Source organism: Streptomyces sp. NPDC001617 (assembly GCF_053596855.1).
Map to the genome: position 1 here is coordinate 18272 of NZ_JBSFHA010000038.1, position 20108 is coordinate 38379.

Annotated in this window: 19 protein-coding genes; 15 read left to right on the forward strand and 4 right to left on the reverse strand. The window is 71.3% G+C overall.

Going from position 1 to position 20108, the window contains the following annotated elements; all coding sequences use genetic code 11:
* Positions 1–381: 381 nt before the first annotated feature.
* Complete coding sequence (locus tag ACWC09_RS26895) at positions 382–1263, forward strand: fructosamine kinase family protein (RefSeq protein WP_450853219.1); 882 nt, start codon at positions 382–384, stop codon at positions 1261–1263.
* A 140-nt stretch (positions 1264–1403) separates the two neighbouring features.
* On the opposite strand, the gene ACWC09_RS26900 is transcribed toward ACWC09_RS26895, so the two are convergent.
* Complete coding sequence (locus tag ACWC09_RS26900; protein WP_450853221.1) at positions 1404–3578, reverse strand: hypothetical protein; 2175 nt, start codon at positions 3576–3578, stop codon at positions 1404–1406.
* 188 nt (positions 3579–3766) lie between these two features.
* Here ACWC09_RS26900 and ACWC09_RS26905 point away from each other — a divergent pair, with 188 nt between their 5' ends.
* The 3 genes from ACWC09_RS26905 to ACWC09_RS26915 all read left to right on the forward strand — a co-directional run bounded on the left by ACWC09_RS26905 (position 3767) and on the right by ACWC09_RS26915 (position 7139).
* Positions 3767–6103 (forward strand): molybdopterin cofactor-binding domain-containing protein, encoded by a 2337-nt coding sequence (locus ACWC09_RS26905; RefSeq protein ID WP_450853223.1) that lies wholly within the window; start codon positions 3767–3769, stop codon positions 6101–6103.
* 9 nt (positions 6104–6112) lie between these two features.
* Positions 6113–6589 carry a (2Fe-2S)-binding protein gene (locus tag ACWC09_RS26910; RefSeq protein ID WP_450853225.1) on the forward strand — a complete coding sequence of 159 codons (477 nt, stop codon included), beginning with the start codon at positions 6113–6115 and terminating at the stop codon, positions 6587–6589.
* A gap of 76 nt (positions 6590–6665) precedes the next feature.
* Complete coding sequence (locus ACWC09_RS26915) at positions 6666–7139, forward strand: carboxymuconolactone decarboxylase family protein (RefSeq protein ID WP_450853227.1); 474 nt, start codon at positions 6666–6668, stop codon at positions 7137–7139.
* A 20-nt stretch (positions 7140–7159) separates the two neighbouring features.
* On the opposite strand, the gene mftR is transcribed toward ACWC09_RS26915, so the two are convergent.
* Complete coding sequence (mftR, locus tag ACWC09_RS26920) at positions 7160–7777, reverse strand: mycofactocin system transcriptional regulator (protein ID WP_450853229.1); 618 nt, start codon at positions 7775–7777, stop codon at positions 7160–7162.
* An 84-nt stretch (positions 7778–7861) separates the two neighbouring features.
* Between mftR and mftA the strand changes: the two genes are divergently transcribed.
* The 7 genes from mftA to mftF are packed head-to-tail and all read left to right on the forward strand — an operon-like array spanning position 7862 to position 13649.
* Positions 7862–8008 (forward strand): mycofactocin precursor MftA, encoded by a 147-nt coding sequence (gene mftA, locus ACWC09_RS26925; protein ID WP_450853231.1) that lies wholly within the window; start codon positions 7862–7864, stop codon positions 8006–8008.
* 13 nt (positions 8009–8021) lie between these two features.
* Positions 8022–8318, forward strand: coding sequence for a mycofactocin biosynthesis chaperone MftB (mftB, locus tag ACWC09_RS26930; protein ID WP_450853233.1), 297 nt, complete (start codon positions 8022–8024; stop codon positions 8316–8318).
* Entirely contained in the window at positions 8315–9538 is a 1224-nt protein-coding gene (mftC, locus tag ACWC09_RS26935) for a mycofactocin radical SAM maturase (protein ID WP_450853235.1), read from the forward strand. The genes mftB and mftC overlap by 4 nt, the downstream gene beginning before the upstream one ends.
* A gap of 19 nt (positions 9539–9557) precedes the next feature.
* Entirely contained in the window at positions 9558–10745 is a 1188-nt protein-coding gene (gene mftD, locus ACWC09_RS26940) for a pre-mycofactocin synthase MftD (RefSeq protein ID WP_450853237.1), read from the forward strand.
* On the forward strand, positions 10742–11425 hold the full coding sequence (gene mftE / locus ACWC09_RS26945; protein WP_450853239.1) for a mycofactocin biosynthesis peptidyl-dipeptidase MftE: 684 nt from the start codon (positions 10742–10744) through the stop codon (positions 11423–11425). Before mftD ends, mftE begins: the two co-directional genes overlap by 4 nt.
* Positions 11422–12222 carry a mycofactocin-coupled SDR family oxidoreductase gene (locus ACWC09_RS26950; RefSeq protein ID WP_450853241.1) on the forward strand — a complete coding sequence of 267 codons (801 nt, stop codon included), beginning with the start codon at positions 11422–11424 and terminating at the stop codon, positions 12220–12222. Before mftE ends, ACWC09_RS26950 begins: the two co-directional genes overlap by 4 nt.
* Positions 12219–13649 carry a mycofactocin biosynthesis glycosyltransferase MftF gene (mftF, locus tag ACWC09_RS26955; protein WP_450853243.1) on the forward strand — a complete coding sequence of 477 codons (1431 nt, stop codon included), beginning with the start codon at positions 12219–12221 and terminating at the stop codon, positions 13647–13649. The genes ACWC09_RS26950 and mftF overlap by 4 nt, the downstream gene beginning before the upstream one ends.
* A gap of 253 nt (positions 13650–13902) precedes the next feature.
* On the opposite strand, the gene ACWC09_RS26960 is transcribed toward mftF, so the two are convergent.
* On the reverse strand, positions 13903–14934 hold the full coding sequence (locus tag ACWC09_RS26960; protein WP_450853245.1) for an enoyl-CoA hydratase/isomerase family protein: 1032 nt from the start codon (positions 14932–14934) through the stop codon (positions 13903–13905).
* A 68-nt stretch (positions 14935–15002) separates the two neighbouring features.
* On the opposite strand from ACWC09_RS26960, the gene ACWC09_RS26965 reads away from it, so the two are divergent.
* The 4 genes from ACWC09_RS26965 to ACWC09_RS26980 are packed head-to-tail and all read left to right on the forward strand — an operon-like array spanning position 15003 to position 19015.
* A complete protein-coding gene (locus tag ACWC09_RS26965; protein WP_450853247.1) occupies positions 15003–16583 on the forward strand; it encodes a methylmalonyl-CoA mutase family protein in 1581 nt (526 codons plus the stop codon).
* Entirely contained in the window at positions 16583–16984 is a 402-nt protein-coding gene (locus ACWC09_RS26970; protein WP_450853249.1) for a cobalamin B12-binding domain-containing protein, read from the forward strand. Before ACWC09_RS26965 ends, ACWC09_RS26970 begins: the two co-directional genes overlap by 1 nt.
* A 22-nt stretch (positions 16985–17006) precedes the next feature.
* Positions 17007–17963 carry a TIGR03564 family F420-dependent LLM class oxidoreductase gene (locus ACWC09_RS26975; protein ID WP_450853251.1) on the forward strand — a complete coding sequence of 319 codons (957 nt, stop codon included), beginning with the start codon at positions 17007–17009 and terminating at the stop codon, positions 17961–17963.
* Positions 17960–19015, forward strand: coding sequence for a CaiB/BaiF CoA transferase family protein (locus ACWC09_RS26980; RefSeq protein WP_450853253.1), 1056 nt, complete (start codon positions 17960–17962; stop codon positions 19013–19015). Before ACWC09_RS26975 ends, ACWC09_RS26980 begins: the two co-directional genes overlap by 4 nt.
* On the opposite strand, the gene ACWC09_RS26985 is transcribed toward ACWC09_RS26980, so the two are convergent.
* On the reverse strand, positions 18992–20017 hold the full coding sequence (locus ACWC09_RS26985) for a 2Fe-2S iron-sulfur cluster-binding protein (RefSeq protein WP_450853255.1): 1026 nt from the start codon (positions 20015–20017) through the stop codon (positions 18992–18994). The two genes, ACWC09_RS26980 and ACWC09_RS26985, sit on opposite strands and share 24 nt — an antisense overlap.
* Positions 20018–20108 lie beyond the last annotated feature (91 nt).

Consider the following 20108-nt stretch of genomic DNA (forward strand, 5'->3'; position numbering starts at 1 on the left):
AGTTCCGCAGGCCGGAGCCGGGGAGGTTGGCGTTGCCGAGGCCCGCTCCGCCCCGGTTGGAGCTCGGCAGGTCGGCGGTGTCCCCGCCGGCGCGGTCCTGCTCGATGCTGCCGTTGCGGTCCGCGGCTGCGCACGGCGATGTGCGGCAGGTGGGACTCCCGCAGATCCACCTCCGAGCTGCCGTCCTGGCCGGGGTCGCGGCGCGCCGACACCTCGAAGGCGGCCTGTTCGTCGGCCTCGGGACGCCCGGAGCAGCCGGCGCTCTCTTTCCGACCTCGATGCGACCTGTGAACGAGGCCCCGGTGCCCATCAGGGATGCGGGGACCGGATCGTACGTACGCTGGTGCCTGTGCACCTCTGTTTCCCTCTGCGACCCGTCGGATGACCACCCGTGAACCGGCCCGGCACGGCGAAGGACCGGCCGCCGCGGTGGCCCGGATCACCGGGCGTGCGGTGCGGGGCGAGCGGTGGTTGTCCGGGGCGTTGGCCGAAGTCGGCCTCGACGGAGGGCAGTTGGTGGTGGTCAAGCATGCGGACGAGCCCGGCGCCGTGGCGGCCGAGGCGGCGGGGTTGCGTTGGCTGACCGACGCCGGGACGGTCCGCGTTCCCCATGTGTGGGGGCACGAACGGAGTTGGCTGGTCAGCGACCTTGTTCCACGGGGCCGGCCGACGGCCGGGGCAGCCGTGCGGTTCGGGCGTGGGCTCGCCGCCCTGCACGCCGCCGGTGCGCCCGCCTTCGGTGCCCCGCCGCCCGGCGGTCCGGTCGACGCGTACATCGGGCTCGCCCCCATGCGCAACATCTCCGGTAGCGACTGGCCGAGTTGGTACGCCGAGCACCGTGTCCTGCCGTATCTGCGGTCCGCCGTCGACGGCGGCACGATCCGGCCCGCCGAGACGGCGCTGGTCGAGCGCGTCTGTGAGCGGCTGCCCGAACTCGCCGGTCCCGCCGAGCCGCCCGCCCGGCTGCACGGTGACCTGTGGAACGGCAACGTGCTGTGGGGCGCCGACGGCCACGTCTGGCTCATCGACCCGGCCGCGCACGGCGGACACCGAGAGACCGACCTGGCGATGCTGCACCTGTTCGGCTGCCCGCATCTGGAGCGGATCGTGGACGGCTACCAGCAGGAGGCGCCGCTCGCCGACGGATGGGCCGACCGCATCGCACTGCACCAGCTCTTTCCGCTGCTCGTGCACGCCGTCCTGTTCGGACGCGGTTACGCCGAGCAGGCGCTCGCGACGGCCCGGGCGGCTCTCGCGCAATGAATCGGGGGCGCCGCATGTGCGGCGCCCCCGATCGTCACGTCGGTGGTGAGGAAGGCGAAGGAACTGGGCTTTACAGGCCCGCTTTCGAGGCGGATGAGAAGGAAGCCCCTTCATGGCCTCACCACGGACAACGTTAACAGTCAGGCGGGGATCAGGTCGCGCAGATTTTCCGGGGTGAAGATCCGGGAGTCCGGGTGCAGCCCCTCGGGGCGCTGCAGGCCGATGTACGTCACGGGCACGTCGTCCGGGACCGTCTCACCGTCCCACGCCGTCACCGTCGCACCGGACTCGGCCATCAGACCGGTCAGATGACGGATCGTCAGCTGCTCGCGCTCGACGATCGAGCGCAAGAGCGTCGCCACCGACACCCGGTTGCCCTCGACCCGGTTGTACGCCGGGCTGCCCTTCAGGTAGAGGTGCAGCCACCTGGCCTGCCAACTGCCGTCCTCCGCACGCCGGAACGCCAGCGGCAACGCGATCCGCCCCGGACCGCGCAGCTCCGACTTCATGCGCACCGTACGAGGTTCGAAGGGCCGCCCCTTCTGCTCACCCTCGCGCAGCATGAACCCGAAGAACGACTCCGCCGTCTCCTCGAAGCCCTCCCCGGAGTAGATGTTGACCTGCGGCACGATGAACGTGCCCCGGACGGCGCCGAGCCGCAGGTTGATGAACTCCGAGGCGCCTTCGGGTGCGTCGGTGATGTCTCCCGAGTGCTCGCCCTCGACGTCCCGCAGATTGGTGTACGACAGCCAGGTCACGGGCTCGAACTCGTGGTCCAGTGTCAGCGCGGACAGGTCGTAGTCGGTGACGCGCTCCGTCTGCCTCCAGTACACGAAGAACCGCAGCAACTCGCCGTCGACCGGTGACACCGAGCCGCGCGGCAGCACACCGAGGCCGGCCGAGGTCGCCCTCCCGCTCAGCGGAAGCGCCACGTCCAGGACGTCCGGGTCGACCAACACCCGCTCCACGGGCGGGAGCCGACGGCGTGTCTCGGCGTCGAGAGCGGCGATCAAACGCCCTCGCACCGCAGGCGGGACGGGTGCACGCAGATCGTCGGTGACGTGGGCGTGGCCGGCGCGGTTGACGAACACACGACGCGTCCCGGTGTCCCCGGCACGGTTGTGCAGGTGCTCGCGGACCGACAGCACGACCCGTCCCGAGACCTGCGGGGCGACCTGCTCGGCGGCGGCCACGACGGCGTCCCGCTCCTCCTCGGTGGATGCCGTGCGCAGCAGCCGGTCCAGGGACCGGAACAGCGCGCCGGGCGCCGACCTCAGCAGCTCCGCCGCACCGGCGACGTCGTCCCGGCCGAGCAGTTCCTCGACGCGGCCGTCGAAGGAGCGAGCCTGCTTCTCGCCCCGGGCGACGGCGAACACGTCGGCGGCGTGCGGCCACCGCGGATGCTCGTGCGGGTGCAGCCGCTCGCCGAGGCGCTTGAAGGCCTCGCGGTACTGGTTGACGTCGGCGAGCTTGGCCGGTGCGTCGGCGACGACCTCGTCGAGCGCCGCGAGCAGGGCCCGGCGGACCGGACGCGACAGCGCCCGGAACCGGGTCGGCTGCCGCAGGGTCACATCCCCGTCGGACAGCGCACAGGCCAGCCGCAGCACATCGGTGACCGTGTCCAGCAGGACACCCGCGCCCGCCTTCAGCCGGGCCTCGTTGACGAGAGCCCGGTTCTCACGGATCGGGAACGCCTCCGGCTGGGGGCCGTCCGCGCAGTGCTCGGCGAGAGCGCTCAGATCGTGCAGGTGCTCCTCGCTCAGGGGTGTGGTGCTGCCGGCCAGCGCCAGGTAGAGGGCCGTGACCTCGTCCTCCGGGTCGCCGGCCGGATGCAGGACCGTCAGCCGGTCGCCCGCGGCGGCGATCAGCTCCTGGTGGGCGGCGAGCATCTCGGCGTACGTGTGCCGGTACCTGCCGTAGGACGGGAGGGTGAGCAGGTTGACCACACCGCTGCGGAGCTGGGCGAGGATGCTCGGGCGGGCCCTGCCGTCCTCCAGCGCCTCGGTGATGCACCGCATCCAGAAGTCGAGCGTGTCCGGCACATGGGCCGGGAAGTCGACGAAGTAGACGTTGTGCTGGACGTGATCTCCCACCATCTCACGCACGGCGGACAGCGTCCGTACGGCGGTGTCGACGACCGTCGCCTCGGACAGCTCCGACAGCCGCTCCAGCACCTCGGCCGAGAGCTTGAAGCCCACGGACATCAGCGCGGCGTCGAACTGCCGTGCGGAGACCTCGCCTTGACCGGCCGGGCCGGTGGGCAGGGGGAGTCGGTGGGTGTGCCGGATGACCAGCGGTTCGAGTCGATGGGACATTCCGGAAGGATCGCAGGACGGGCGACCCGGCGCATTCGGGTTTTCCCCGAGCCCGGTGCTTCACACGGGACGGGAGTTATGGCGTTCCTGTGCGGAAACCTCGGGGAGATCTTCCGCGCCGCTCCCGCCACATGCACAGTTCGGGGGCCGCAACGAAGCGGAGTGCCTGGTCGCGCGGAGGACAGCACATGGGAGCCCACGAACACACCGAGCCGCACGGAGCGGCCCCGGCACCGGACGGCATCGGACGCCGACGCTTCCTCGGATATGTGGTGGCCGCCTCGACCCTGACCGTCGCCGCCGAGCTCGGCGAGGCGGTCCTCGCCCCGGCCCCGGCAGCGGCGGTCGTCCCCTCGGTGCCCGGTCCGGCCGAGATCTACGACCTCAACGACATGCTCACCCATGCCACCCTGCCCACGGCGAACCTGATCACGATCCGCCTCGACCCCGACGGCATGGCCTCCTTCGCGCTGCCCCGGGCCGAGGTCGGGCAGGGCATCACCACTTCCAGCGCCATGCTCATCGCCGAAGAACTCGACCTCCCGCTGGAGAGAATCCACGTCACGCTCGCCGACGCCCGCCCCGAGCTGCTCTTCAACCAGCTCACCGGGGGCTCGAACACCACCATCTCGACCTTCACCCCGATCCGGGTGGCGGCCGCCGTCGCCCGAGGTCGACTCCTGCACGCCGCCGCTCTCGAACTGGGGGAGGTGGTCGACACCTTGACCGCCAAGGCCGGGGTCATCACCTCCACCGTCACCGGCAAGAGCCTCTCCTACGGTGAACTGGCCGAGAAAGCCGCTGGTGTGACGACCAGTCAGGTCTCGGTCGCCCTCAAGGAGACGTCCGAGTTCAAGGTGATCGGCACCGCACAGCGGCGCGTCGACGCGCTCGAAGCGGTCACCGGACGCAAGACGTTCGCGATGGACCTGCATGTCCCGGGCGCGTTGCCCGCCATGGTGTGTCGGCCGCCGACGATCAACGGCACGGTCCGTTCGGTCGACAACCTGGACGAGGTGCGGGCCATGCCCGGCATCACGGACGTCGCACGGATCTCCACCGGCGTCGCCGTCCGCGGTCGCACCTTCGGCCAGTGCATCGACGCGGTGCGCGCGCTGAAGGTCACCTGGAGCCCGGGCACCGCGGAGGACGCCTCCGACGACACCGTCCGAGCCGAACTCCGCAAGGCCGAACTCCCGCTGCCCGCCCTGGACTTGCTCACCAAGGCGGTCGACGCCCGCTTCACCTTCCACTTCGCGAGCAACAGCGCCCTGGAGACCAACTGCGCCGTCGCCGACGTACGGAAGGACTCCGCCGAGATCTGGGCCAGCCTGAAGTCCCCGATCACCGCGCGGGAGCAGATCGCGCTGCGGCTCGGACTGCCGGCGGGTGCGGTCGAGGTCCATGTCACCGAGGGCGGCGGCTCCTTCGGACGCAAGCTCTTCCACGACGGCGCCGCCGAGGCCGCGGAGATCTCGCAGGCCATGGGCAAGCCGGTCAGGCTGATGTGGCACCGCACGGACGACTTCCGCCAGGGCCGCACCCACCCCATGTCCACCTCCCGGGTTCGCGCCACCTACGCCCTCGGACAGGTCCTCACCTACGACCAGCGCCACACGTCCGTCGCCACCGACTTCGGCCACGGCGTCGGCGAGATCATCACTGCTGAAGCGGCCCGACTCCCCGTCGGCGACCTCACCTTCTCCGAGACGATCTTCACCCTGACCCAGCAGACCCCGTACGACTTCGGCGTCGTCACCCAGCTCCTCAGCGAGGTGGACAAGGGCTTCAACACCGGCTCCATGCGCAACATCTACTCGCCCAACGTGCGTTGCGCGCAGGAACTGATCGTGGACGAGCTGGCCAGGAAATTGGGCAAGGACCCCTACCGGTTCCGCCGCACGTTCCTCAAGGAGGACCGCGCCCGGGCGGTCCTGGACAAGGTTGCGGAGGTGGGGAGTTGGGGCCGGAGCATGCCCGCCGGCACCGCCCAGGGCATCGCCCTGCACCCCGAGTACCACGCCTACGTCGCCGTCCTCGCCGAGATCGACTGCCGCCCCGAGACCACCGGCCGCAAGGTCCCCGACGCCTGCACCGGCCCGCGCGTCACCAAGGTCGTCTGCGCGGTGGACGTGGGACTGGCGGTCAACCCCCGCGGTCTGGAGGCGCAGATGATGGGCGGCATCATGGACGGCATCGCGATCACGCTCAGTTCCGGACTGCACATGACCAACGGGCGTTTCCTGGAAGGCAGTTGGGACAACTACTTCTACACCCGGCAGTGGAACACCCCACCGGAGCTGGAGATCGTCGTCATGCCGCCGACCACCGACACGCCCGGCGGCGCGGGCGAACTGGCGGTCGCGGGTGCGATGGCGGCCGTGGCCTGCGCGTACGGCCGCGCGACCGGCACCATGCCGACCGCCTTCCCGATCAACCACGCCGGACCGCTCGGCTTCGACCCGCTGCCCACCACCCCGCCGATCCCGGCCTCGCCCACCGACGGCCTCGACCGCGCCTTCTAGGAGCCGAACGTGCCCGAACACACCTTCATCCTCAACGGCAGGTCCGTGACCGTGGACATCGAGGACGACGTACGACTGCTGTGGGTGCTCCGCGACGTCCTGGGCGTCACCGGCCCCAAGTACGGCTGTGGGCTCGGCGTGTGCCAGGCCTGTACGAGCCATGTCAACGGCAAGGCCTTCAACCCCTGCTGCGTCCCGGTCAAGGACCTCGCTCCCACCGACCAGGTGACGACCATCGAGGGCCTGCCCGCCACCGTCGGCAAGGACCTGCACCCCATGCAGGAGGCCTGGCTGGAGTACGACGTCGCCCAGTGCGGCTACTGCCAGCCCGGCCAGATCATGACCGCCGTCGCCAAGGTCCGCCAGGCCCGCGAGGAGGGGCGCGAGATCAGCGAGGCCGACCTCGACGAGATCCGCAACGTGTGCCGTTGCGGCACGTACCACCGCATCCGGGAGGCGATCGTGGCGGGCGCGAAGAAATACTGAGCGTCCGTCGTGTCACAACCGGGCGGGCTGTTCCGTCAATGAGGTGTAGCCAACGACACCTACACAGGAGCGCACGATGGAAGCTCGCCTGAACATGCTCGAGAACCCCGTTGCCGCCAGGATCTTCCGGCACATCAACTCCGCGGGCAAGGTACTCGCCGACTCGACGCTGCCGGCCGCGACGCAGGAGCTGGTGAAGCTGCGTGCCAGCCAGATCAACGGCTGCGGTTTCTGCACCGACATGCACACCAAGGACGCGCTGGCCGCCGGGGAGACCCAGCAGCGGCTCAACCTGGTCGCGGCCTGGCGCGAGGCGAAGGTGTTCACCGAGGCCGAGCGGGCCGCCCTGGAACTCGCCGAGCAGGGCACCCGTATCGCCGACGCGGCCGGCGGTGTCCCCGACGAGGTCTGGGCGAACGCCGCCAAGCACTACGACGAGGAGCAGCTCGCCGCGCTGGTGGCCACGATCGCCCTGATCAACATGTACAACCGCTTCAACGTCCTCGTCCAGCAGCCGGCCGGCGACTACCAGCCCGGCCAGTTCGGCTGACGAGGAGTACCCGGCCCGCGTCACGCACGCTGGAACCCCGGCCCCAGCGCCCGCAGCGCCTCGTCCAGGAAGCCGGCGAGATCGGAGCCCTCCTGCCGAAGCCACTGCTCGTAGGCGGCGACCGCGGCGCCCAGACAGGAGTAGGCGATCACCTGGGGCAGCAGGGCGTCGGGCGCGAGGCCGAGGCGATCGGCGGCGAACTCCGCCACGACGGCGCGCCATTCGGCGTACATGAGGGTGGAGTGCGCCTGGAGCGCGGGCACTTCGAGGATCAGTCGCATCCGCAGCCGGTGCCACGGGATCTGCGCGGCGTCGAGGCGGTTGAAGTCCACGATCGCCTCGCGCAGCGCGTCCATCATCGGCGTCTCGCGCGGGTACCCGGCGAGCACCTCTCGCATCCGCCGCAGCTCGCCCTGGAAGTCCCCCCAGACGGCGTCGTTCTTCGACCGGTAGTAACGGAAGAAGGTACGGCGCCCGATCCCCGCTGCCGCCGCGATGTCCTCGACGGTCACCTCGTCGAAGCCGTGCGCGGCGAACAGCCGCAGAGCGTGCTGCTCCAGGTCGGCGCGGGACGTCGACGGCCGGCGCCCGACGCGGCCGCCCGGCTCGGGGGTGGCGGAACTCGACGATTTCAGCACGCGCTCTTCCTTTCGGCACCGGGTGCCATTATGGTCGCGAACACGGAGAGAACATCCTCATCTTCTTCGGAGAAGGAGCTTCTCGTGAGCGAAGCGACGCGAACCCTGAGCATGGAGACCGCCACCGTAGACCGAAGCGAGGGCGAACCGCCTCTCGCCGACGACCAGCTGGTCGAGGAGGACCTGCTGGTCGAGGAGGTCTCCATCGACGGCATGTGCGGCGTGTACTGAACCGGCCCCGCAGATGCCGTCCTTCGACATGGCCGGCCCCTGGACCCTGCACCCCCAGGTCGCCGTGCGCCCGGAACCCTTCGGAGCCCTGCTCTACCACTTCGGCACCCGCCGCCTGTCCTTCCTCAAGGACCTGAGGCTCCTGGCCGCCGTGCGCCTGTTGACCGAGGCGCCCAGCGCGGCCGACGCCTGCCGCACCGCCGGTATCCGCGAGGACGAACTGGGCCGCTACCGGGCCGCGTTGGCAACCCTGGCCACCTCCCGCATGATCGTGCAGCGCACGCCCTCCCGAGCAGACGAGGCGCCATGACATCCCCGGCCGCACCCCCGCAACCGGCCCGCCTGATCGACCACTTCCAGTACGGCCTCGACGCCCCGATCTGCCTCACCTGGGAACTGACCTACGCCTGCAACCTGTCCTGCGTCCACTGCCTCTCCAGCTCGGGCCGCCGCGACCCGCGCGAGCTGACCACCGCCGAGTGCAAGGCGGTCATCGACGAGCTCGAACGCATGCAGGTCTTCTACGTCAACATCGGCGGCGGAGAGCCCACGGTCCGCCCCGACTTCTGGGAACTCGTCGAGTACGCCACCGCCCACCGCGTGGGAGTGAAGTTCTCCACCAACGGCATCCGCATCACCCCGGACGTCGCCCGCCGCCTCGCCGCCTCCGACTACGTCGACGTACAGCTGTCCCTGGACGGTGCCACCGCCGGCGTCAACGACGCCGTGCGCGGCCGGGGTTCGTACGCCACCGCCCTGCGCGCGATGGAGAACCTGCGGTCGGCCGGCATGAGCGGCTTCAAGATCTCGGTCGTGGCCACCCGGCACAACATCGGCCAGCTCGACGCCTTCAAGGCCCTCGCGGACCACTACGGCGCCCAACTCCGCCTCACCCGGCTCCGGCCGTCCGGCCGCGGCGCCGACGTGTGGGACGAGCTGCACCCCACGGCCGCACAGCAGCGGCAGCTGTACGACTGGCTGGTGGAACACGGCGAGAACGTCCTCACCGGGGACTCCTTCTTCCATCTCTCCGCGTTCGGCGGCCCGTTGCCCGGCCTGAACCTGTGCGGCGCCGGACGGGTCGTATGCCTGATCGACCCGGTGGGCGACGTCTACGCCTGCCCCTTCGCCATCCACGACACCTTCAAGGCCGGAAACGTCCGTGCCGAGGGCGGCTTCACCCGGGTCTGGCGCGAGTCCGAGCTCTTCGCCGACCTGCGGCGCCCGCAGACCGGCGGCGCCTGCACCAGCTGCTCGGCCTACGACTCCTGCCGGGGCGGCTGCATGGCGGCGAAGTTCTTCACCGGGCTGCCGCTGGACGGACCGGACCCCGAGTGCGTACAGGGGCACGCGGAAACGGCGTTGGCGGCTGCCGGACGTACGGTTCCGGCGGCCGCACAGGACCACTCCCACCGCCGCACACCCGTGTTCGTGTCCATCGGTGAACGCCCCCACGCCGAGCGCACCCCACCCGTGTCCGCGTGCGCCGAACACCCGCTGGCCGGATTCCGGCCGACCGAACTCCCGTAACCCTTCGCGAGAGGCACCCATGGGCAACCGTTGGTTCGAGACCGTCGCGCACGCCCAGCAGCGGGCGAGGAAACGGCTTCCCAAGTCCGTCTACAGCGCCCTGCTGGCCGGCTCCGAGGCCGGCGTCTCCTACCGGGACAACACCGCCGCCTTCCAGGAGCTGGGCTTCGCGCCGCACGTGGCCGATCTGGCGAGTGAGCGCACCACGGCGACGACGGTCATGGGGCAGGAGATCACCCTCCCGGTCGTCATCTCGCCCACGGGCGTCCAAGCCGTCCACCCCGAGGGCGAGTTGGCGGTAGCCCGGGCCGCCGCCGCGCGCGGCACCGCGATGGGGCTCAGCTCCTTCGCGAGCAAACCGGTCGAGGAGGTCGTCGCGGCCAACCCGAAGACCTTCTTCCAGATGTACTGGATGGGCTCGAAGGACTTCATGATCCGCGCCATGGAGCGCGCCCGGGCCGCCGGCGCGGCCGGTCTGATCGTCACCCTCGACTGGTCCTTCTCCCACGGCCGCGACTGGGGCAGCCCCTGGATCCCCGAACGCCTCGACCTCAAGGCGATGACGAAGCTCGCCCCGCAGGCCCTGTCCCGGCCCGGCTGGCTCCTCGACTACGCCCGCACCCGCAGCCTCCCGGACCTGACGACCCCCAACCTCGCCGATGAGAACGGCGTTTCCCCCGCTTTCTTCGGTGCCTACGGACAGTGGATGGGCACCCCGCCGCCCAGCTGGGACGACGTCCGCTGGATGCGCGACGAATGGCAGGGCCCCTTCCTCCTCAAGGGCATCTCCCGCGTCGACGACGCCCGCCGCGCCGTGGACCTCGGCGTCACCGCCCTCTCCGTGTCCAACCACGGCGGCAACAACCTCGACACCACCCCGGCGCCCATCCGCATGCTGCCCGCCGTGGCGGAGGCGGTGGGCGACCAGGTGGAGGTGCTGCTCGACGGCGGCATCCGGCGCGGCAGCGACGTCGTGAAGGCCCTCGCCCTCGGCGCCCGCGCGGTGCTCATCGGCCGCGCCTATCTGTGGGGGCTCGCGGCCGCGGGCCAGGCCGGCGTCGAGAACGTTCTCGACATCATGGCCGGCGGCATCGACTCGACCCTGCGCGGCCTCGGCCGCTCCTCCGTCCACGACCTCACCCCGGACGACGTACTGATTCCTGCCGGCTTCACGCGTCACCCGGCAAGCGCTGCAGAGTGCCCATGAGAACGGAACTCTCCCGCCTCGCCTGGACCGATGTACCGGACCGCCCGCTCGTCCTGGTGCCGCTCGGCTCCTTCGAACAGCACGGCCCCCACCTGCCGTTGGACACCGACACCCGCATCGCCGACTCCGTCGCGCACGGCGTGGCACGGGGGCTGCGGGAAGAGGTGGTCGTCGCACCGCCGGTCGTGTACGCGGCCAGCGGGGAACACCAGGGCTTCCCCGGCACGATGTCCCTCGGCAACGAGGCCCTGCGGTTCGCACTCCTGGAGCTCGGGCGCTCGCTCGCCCTGTGGGCCGGGCGGGTCGTGTTCGTCAACGGCCATGGCGGCAACGTGAGATGCCTCATCGACGCCGTCACCCAGCTGGTGGACGAGGGGCGGGACGTGGAGTGGGTGCCCTGCTTTCCCGAGGGCGGCGACGCGCACGCCGGGCACACCGAGACCTCGCTGCTGCTCCATCTGACCCCGGAACTCGTCCGCATGGACCGGGCGCGCCCCGGAAACACGACGCCCCTACGGGAGTTGATGCCCGCCCTCCGCACCGGAGGCGTCGCCGCCGTGTCCCCCTCCGGCGTGCTGGGCGATCCGACCACCGCGACGGCCGAGGAGGGCGCCCGGCTCTTCGACGCCCTGGTCGCCGACGTCTCCACCCGTCTCCGACCCGAGCGAGCACACCGGTGACCGCGCGCGTGGCCCTGGTGACCGGCGCGGCCCGTGGCATCGGCGCCGCCACAGTACGCGCCCTCTGCGCACAGGGATACGCCGTTCTCGCCCTGGACAGCTGCGCCGGCAACGGCCCCGACCGCGGCCCCGGCGTGAGCTACGCTCTCGCGACCCGCGAGGAGCTGGAGAAACTCGCCGCCGAACACCCCGACCAGGTGCGCATCGAGATCTCCGACGTACGCGACCGGCGCGCACTGGAGCAGGCCGCCGCCACCGCCGTCGAGACGTTCGGCCGCCTGGACGCCGCCGTCGCCGCGGCGGCCGTCATCACCGGCGGACAACCCCTGTGGGAGACCCCCGAGGCCGACCTGCGCACCCTGTTCGAGATCGACGTTCTCGGCGTCTGGAACACCGCCGCCGCCTGCGTCCCGCACTTCCTCGCCGGACCCGCCCCGAGCGGCTGCCGCTTCGTCGCCGTCGCCTCGGCCGCCGGCACCCGCGGCCTGTTCCACCTCAGCGGCTACGGCGCCGCCAAGCACGCCGTCGTCGGCCTGGTCCGCGGTCTCGCCGCCGACCTCGTCAACACCGGCGTCACCGCCGTGGCCGTCTCCCCGGGCTCGACCCGCACCGCCATGCTCCAGGCCACCGCCGCCCTCTACGGCCTGGACGACGTCGACGCCTTCACCGACTCCCAACTCCAGGGCCGCCTCATCGAACCGGACGAGGTCGCCTCCCTCATCGCCTACTGCTGTTCCCTCCACGGCGGCGTCGCCAACGGCTCCGTCATGAGCGCCGAGGGAGGCTTCCGCGGATGACCGCCACGCCGGTCGACGAGACCGCCGGGCCAGTTCTGCCGATCGGGTCCGTGGTCCAACTCGGGCAGCAGACACGGCGGTACGACAACGGCCGCGTCCTCGTCGGCGGCAGCCCGCCCCGCCTGGTGCGACTGTCGGCCCGCGCCGAACCGCTCGTGAACGACCGGCGCATCCATCTCGACACCCCCGCCGCCGTCCGCCTCGCGAACCGGCTCGTCGCCCTGGGGATGGCCCACCCCGTCGCATCCGAACTCCCGCCCCTGGAGCAGGCGTTGGTGACGGTCGTCGTACCCGTCAAGGACCGCCCGAGGGAGCTGGACCGCCTGCTGGGCAGCATCGCCGCGCAGGCGCCGGTGATCGTGGTCGACGACGGCTCCCGAGCCCCCCTCGCCGTGGCCCGCGTCGCCGCCCGCCATGGTGCCCGGCTGATCGTCCTCGACCACAACCGCGGCCCGGCGGCAGCCCGCAACAGCGGCCTGCGACAGGTCCGTACCCCTTACGTGGCCTTCGTCGACTCCGACGTGGTCCTCGGCGCCGACACCCTGCGGATGCTGCTGCGGCACTTCCACGACCCCCGGTTGGCCATGGTGGCCCCCCGCGTCCTGGGCCTGACGGACGCCGGCCCGGGCTGGCTGTCGAGATACGAAGCGGCTCGCTCGTCCCTCGACCTCGGCCCGCACCCCGCCCTCGTGCACCCACGCTCGCGTGCGTCGTGGGTCCCGAGCGCCTGCCTGGTCGCACGCATCGACGCTCTGGGCGCCGGATTCACCGAGAGCCTGCGCGTCGGCGAGGACGTGGACCTGGTCTGGCGACTGGCCGCCGAGGGCCGACGCATCCGCTACGACCCCGCGGTCACCGTCCGCCACGACCACCGCGCCGGCCTTGCCGACTGGGCCGCACGCAAGGCGTATTACGGCAGCGGAGCACACGCACTCGCCCAACGGCACGGGACGGCGATCGCCCCGGCCGTCCTCACCCCCTGGGCGGCGACGGTGGCGGCCGCCCTGCTGGCGCAACGGCGGTGGTCCCTACCCGTGGCCGCCGCGGTGGCCACGGACGTGGCCCGGGGCTACACCCGCGACGTGACCAAGGGCGCCGCCGCCCCATGGCGGCTCGCGGCCTCCCTGACCGGCCTGGGCCTCGCCGCCACCGCGGAACAGACATCGGCCCTGCTGCTACGGCACTGGTGGCCGCTGACCGCCGCGAGTTGTCTGGTCTCCCGCCGGGCACGCCGGGCGACGCTGCTCGCCGCACTCACCGACGGACTGCTCGAACACCGGCGCTGTGCCCCGCAGGTGGACCCGATCCGCTTCCTGCTCGCCCGGCGCCTCGACGACCTCGCCTACGGGGCCGGACTCTGGGCGGGGGCGATCCGGGGCAGATCGGCGCGCTGTCTGCTGCCCGAGATCCGCGGGCGGGATCGGTGAGCATACGCCGGTGGCTGTCAGTGGTATGTGACATAGCACTGCCGCCGGTCCCCGCCCCCGAGCCCCGCTCATCGACTGGCCGGCCTCGGCGCCACGGCCTCCAGATCCCCGTGGACCACCTCGTCGTGGTACGCCGCACTCGTCGTCCAAGGGCGCGAGGTGAGGCCCGATCTCGGCGACGGCACCGGCGCGGATGCGGACGTCGACCGGATGCGGTGAGGGACGGCGCTCCACATCCCGCAGCAGCAGCCCGTCACCGTTCATGGTCGTCGACCTCGTCCACCAACCCCCATCGCAGGGCCGTGGCGACGTCGATCCGGGATCCGCTCAGCATCATCCAGGCCGCCCGCCACCGTCCGATCCGCCGCGGCACACTGACCGTCCCGCCCGCCCCCGGCACGAGTCCCATCTCCACCTCGGGCAACTGGAAGAACGCCTGCGGAGAGGCCACCACTCGCCCCGCGAAAGCGGCCATCTCGATCCCCGCACCGACGGCTCCGCCACCCACCCGGACCGTCACCCGGTCCCGCATCCGGTCGATCAACCGCCACGGCGCCCGATCCAGTCGCACAAGATACGCGGCCACGAGGTCCCGGGCGGAGCCGAACTCGGCGAGATCACCGCCACTGGAGAACACCGGCCCGGCACCGGTCAGTTCGACCTCGTCGACGGTGCTGTCGAGGGCGGCCGGCTCCAGGGCCTCGTACAGCTCCTCCCGCATCCGGAAGCTGAACGCGTTGCGCCGGTTCGGTCGGTCGAGCAGGATCGACAGCCTGCCGCCGACCCGGTCCACGCGAACGAGGGGCGCGTGCTCGGCGGGGGCAGGGCGCTTCTCCCGCCCGGCCAGCCAGGCCGCGAACTCGGTTCCGCCCAGGAGCATCGAGTACGTCGCCGCCTCCGCCGCCAGGCCTTGCAGAGTGCCGAGGGCCGGGGTCTGCCGGAGGAGCTGTCCCAGGGCGAGGCTCGCCCGCGGGTGCCGTTCGACGGCGTGGGTCAGTTCCTCGTAAGCCTTCTCCGGGTCCTCCACGGACACCAGGCGCCGGTCGTCCGAGTCCACCTGAGGGCCTACCAGCGTCAGGGTCAGCTGCTCCAGCAGCGGGCCCAGTCGATCAGGCGGCCGGCGGGTCGCGATCCCGATGCCGAGCGGCAGACACTCGCGCAGCCGATGCGCTGCGGCGGCCGGATCGGTGTCGTGCCAGTCGTCGAGGAAGAGACCGCGCACGGGGGCTTCGGGGCGTCCGTCGCCGCTGAGCGACAGCCCTTCGTCGACACCGGTCGGATCCATCAGGCAAGCATAGCCATTCTCGCCTGCGGTATTGGCATTCTCTTTTGTCGCAAGTACCGTATCCGGCGATGAATGACTTCGCCCAGACTTCTTCCGGCATCCCGCTCAAGCTGGTCTACGGACCGGCGGACCGGGCTGCCGAGCCGCCCGAGCCGGGCGTGTTCCCGTTCACGCGCGGCAACTACGCCTCCGGGTACCGGGGGCGACTGTGGACGCTCAGGCAGTACTCGGGGTTCGGCACCGCCGAGGAGTCCAACCGGCGCTACCGCTATCTGCTGGAGCAGGGCGGAACCGGTCTCTCGGTCGCGCTCGACCTGCCCACCCAGTGCGGCTACGACTCCGACGACCCCGAGGTGAGCGAGGAGGTCGGGCGGGTCGGTGTCGCCGTGGACACCCTGGCCGACGCGGAGGTGCTCTTCGAGGGCATCCCCCTGGACCGGATCAGCACCAGCTTCACCATCAACGGCACGGCGGCGATCCTGCTCGCCTTCTATGTCGCCGCCGCCGAACGCAGGGGAGTGCCCCGTGCGAAGCTCACCGGCACCATCCAGAACGACATTCTCAAGGAGTACGCCTCCCGCGGCACCTGGATCTGGCCGCCCGCGCCTTCACTCAGGCTGATCGCCGACACTATCGAGTTCTGCGCCGCCGAGGTGCCGAAGTTCAACGCGATCTCGGTGGCCGGCGCGCACTTCCGGGACGCGGGTGCCAACGCCGTCCAGGAGATGGCGTTCACCCTCGCCGACGGGGTGACGTACTGCGACACCGTGCTTCAGCGCGGCCGTATGACGATCGATCAGTTCGCCCCGCAGGTCTCCTTCTTCTTCTACACGCACGGTGACTTCTTCGAGGAGATCGCCAAGTACCGTGCCGGACGCAGGCGTTGGGCGACCATCGTGCGGGAGCGCTACGGCGCCGGCTCCGACAAGGCGGCCATGTTCCGCTTCGGCTGCGTGGCCGGCGGCGCTTCGCTCTATGCCCCACAGGCCCGCAACAACACCGTCCGCGTCGCCTACGAGGCGCTGGCCTCCGTACTCGGCGGGGTCCAGTCGATGTTCACGGCTGCCTGGGACGAACCGTTCGCGCTGCCGAGCGAGGAGTCGACGACCCTCGCCCTGCGGACCCAGCAGATCCTCGCCCACGAGACCGGCGTCGCCCGCGTGGCCGACCCGCTCGGCGGCTCGTACTTCGTCGAGGCGCTCACCGATGCCACCGAGGAACGGATCGTCGGGATCATGGCGGACCTGGAGCAGCACGGCGGCATGGTCCGGGCGATCGAGGACGGCTATCTGCAGGGGCTCATCGCCGACGAGGCCTACCGGATCCATCAGGAGGTGGAGGCGGGCACCCGGCCCGTCATCGGTGTCAACCGCTTCGTCGCCGAGGACGAACCGGCCCCCGACGTCGCCACCTACGAACTCGACGCCAAAGGACGCGAGTTGCAGCTCACACGGCTCGCCCGTGTCAAGGCCGAACGCGACCCGGCCGCCGTCCGCGCCCGCCTCGCCGCCCTCTCCCGCGCCGCCGAGGGCACCGACAACCTGATGGGTCCCCTCATCGACTGCGCGGGCGCCTACTGCACGGTCGGCGAGATGGTCGCGGCGCTCAAGGACGTCTGGGGCGAGTTCCAGCAACCGGTGGTGTTCTGATGGGGACCCGGATTCTGATCGCCAAGCCCGGTCTCGACGGCCACGACCGTGGCGCCAAGATCGTGGCGCGGGCGCTGCGCGACGCCGGCTTCGAGGTCGTCTTCACCGGCATCCGCCAGCGCGTCGACGACATCGTGGCCACCGCCGTCCAGGAGGACGTGGCGATGGTCGGCCTGAGCATGCTGTCCGGCGCGCATCTCGCGCTCACGGCCCGGACGGTGGCGGGGCTGCGGGCCGCGGACGCCGGTGACATCACGGTCGTCGTCGGCGGCACGATCCCCCCGGCGGACGTGCCGCGTCTGAAGGCCGCGGGCGCCGCGGGGGTTTTCCCCACCGGCACCCCCCTGGACGTCGTGGTCGCCGAGGTGCGCGCGTTGACGGCGAGCCCGGCCTCACCCTGAGTTTCGGACACCTGGAGGGAACGTGCGGATCGGTGTGATGATCGGGGCCGAGCGGGGGGACTCCGTGCGCAAGGTCTCGCGGTTGATCGCGGACGCGCAGTGGGCCGAGAGCGCCGGGATGGACACGGCCTGGATTCCCCAAGTCCCGACAGACTTCGACGCGTTGACCGCCGTGACCCTGATGGGCGCACGGACCAGCCGCATCGAGCTGGGCACCGCCGTCGTACCCCTGCAGGCGCAGCATCCGATCGCCCTCGCCCGTCAGGCCCTGTCCGCGCAGGCCGCGGCGGGCGGGCGGCTGGCGCTGGGCGTCGGCCCCTCGCACCACTGGATCATCGAGGACATGCTCGGCCTGCCCTATGAGCGCCCGGCCGGTCTCACCCGCGACTACCTCGACGTCCTGGACGCGGCCCGCCGCGGCCCCGGCCCCATCGACGTCGAGAACGCCACTTACACCGTGCACAACCCCCTCGACCTCGCCCCCGTCGCCCCGCTGCCGATCCTCGTGGCGGCCCTGGGACCGGTCATGCTGCGGCTCGCGGGGGAGCGGGCCGACGGAACCCTGCTGTGGATGGCGGACGAACGCGCGGTCGCCGAACACGTCGTTCCCCGCATCTCCAAGGCCGCCGAGGCCGCCGGACGCCCGGCCCCGCGGATCGTCGCCGGCATCCCGGTCTGCCTGTGCCGCCCCTCGGAGGTCGACGCGGCCCGCGAGCGTGCGAACCGCATTCTCGGAGAGGCCGAGATCTCGCCCAACTACCAACGGCTGCTGGACTACGGCGACGCCAAGGACGTCGGCGACCTGTGCGCCGCGGGCGACGAGGCGGCCATCGCGGCCCGGTTCAAGCGGTTCGCGGACGCCGGGGTCACCGACCTGTCCGTGCGGCTGCTGCCGATCGGCGACGACCGCGACGCACTCGTGGCCTCCAAGCGCCGTACCCGCGAGATGATCGCGAGCCTCGCAGCGGAGCTCAGGTGACTCCCGGACCGCTCGCCGGTCTCCGCATCCTCGAGGTCGGACACATCCTCGCGGGACCCTTCGCCACGATGCTCCTGGCCGACCTCGGAGCCGAGGTCACCAAGGTCGAGCCGCCCGGCGGCGACCTCTCCCGCCAGGTGGGCGACGCCTACTTCGCCAGCCTCAACCGCAACAAGCGCAGCATCCGCCTCGACCTCACCACCGGGCAAGGGCGGGAAAAACTCGGCGAGTTGGCGACCGACGCACATGCGCTGCTGGTCAACCTCAAGCCGTCGGTGATACGGCGCCTGGGGCTGACGTACGACAGTCTGCGCCGCTTCAACGAGCGGCTCGTCTGCGTCGCCCTCACCGGATACGGGCTGGAGGGGGGCGACGACCCGGCCTTCGACTACATCATCCAGGCCGCGACCGGCGTCGCCGCGCTGACCGGCGACCCCGACGGGCCGCCGACTCTGCCCGGGTACTCCTCCGTCGACAACTCGGCGGGCCTGACGGCCGCGTTGGGCCTGCTCGCCCAGATCGTCTCCGGACGCGGAGGCCAAGTCGACATCGCGCTACGGGATGTGATGCTCGCTCAGCTCAACTACCGGGCGTCGGCCTACCTGAACGACGGCGTGGAACCGCGCCGCATGGCCCACGGCGCGCACTCGTACTATGTGCCGGCCCAGCTCTTCCCCACCGCGGAAGGGCACTTGGCGCTGTTCGTCACTCATGACGGCTTCTGGAAGACCTTCGCCGCCGAGGCCGGCATCGCCGGCTTCCCGACGATGGCCGAGCGGGCCGCCCGCCGTGACGAGGTCCTCGCGGTCGTCACACGCGCCCTGGCCGCCGACACCGCCAAGGGCTGGGAGGCCAGGTTGCGCCCGCTCGGCATCGCCGCGGCGGCCGTGCGCACCCTGCCCGAGGCCCTGGAGGCCACGCCGGAGATGATCGTGCGGGCCGGCGACTACCGTCTGGTCGCCGGCCCGGTGAGGGTCGTCGGCTACGAACCCGCCCACCGGCCCCCGCCCCGGCTGGGCGAGCACGGCTCACTCGTAGTGGACGGTGACTGACCCCTCGTCGGGCACGCCCTGGCAGGTGAGGACGTAGCCCTCGGCCACCTCCTCCTCCGTCAGGGCGTCGTTCACACGCATCGTCGCGCTGCCCTCGGTCAACTTGGCCATGCAGGTGGCGCAGTTGCCCGCCTCGCAGGAGAACGGCGGGGCGAGCCCGGCCCTTCGGGCGCTCTGCAGCAGCGTCTCGTTCGGATGCTTGGGCACCGAGACGCGCTTGTTGCCGAGCAGGATGGTGACGGTGCCGGTCTCCTGCGGGGGCTGCACGGGCGTCCCGTTCACCGCGGGAGCGGGAGCGGGGGCGGGCGCCGTCGCACCGCCGCCGAACCGCTCGCCGAACACTCGCCCCGGCCCCGGCAGCGCCGACTCCACCAGGTCCATGAAGGGCTCCGGCCCACAGACGTACGCGTCCGCGTCTCCGTCGGCCCCGACGAACTCCCGTATCGCCTCCGGGGTGAGGAACCCGCCCCTGGCATCGAGATGCCGTACGACGGTCAGCCGCCCGGGATGGCACACGGTCAGGTCGTCCAGCAGCGTGCGGAAGATGGCCGAGTCCGGGTCCCGGTCGGCGCACAGCAGCCGGACGCTGCGGTCGGTGCAGGTGAGAACGCTCTTGGTGAGGGAGAGGATCGGGGTGATCCCGCTGCCGCCGCTGAAGCCGAGCAGCGGCGTGGTGGCCGGGCGCAGACAGAACAGGCCGCGAGGCTGGGTGAGTTCGAGTTCGTCGCCCTCGTCGACGTGGTCGATCAGCCAGTTGGAGACCTTGCCGCCGGGGACCCGTTTGACCGTCGTCATCAGGTCGGCGTCGATCTCCGGGGCGCTCGACATGGAGTAGGAGCGGAGCAGGTCCCGGCCGTCCACCCGCACCCGGAAGACACAGAACTGCCCGGCCTGATACGCGAACGGGCCGTCGTGCGGGTCCAGCACGAAGGTCCGCGCGTCGGCGGTCTCCTGGACGATCTTGACGACGGTCGCGCGCCGGAACAGGGCGGGGCTCGCCATGGACGCCCTCCTCGAGCTCTGGTATCAAGGTTCTATCGAAGTGAGAATACTATTCTCATCAATGAGATGGGACCCTCTCAACGGGTGGGGG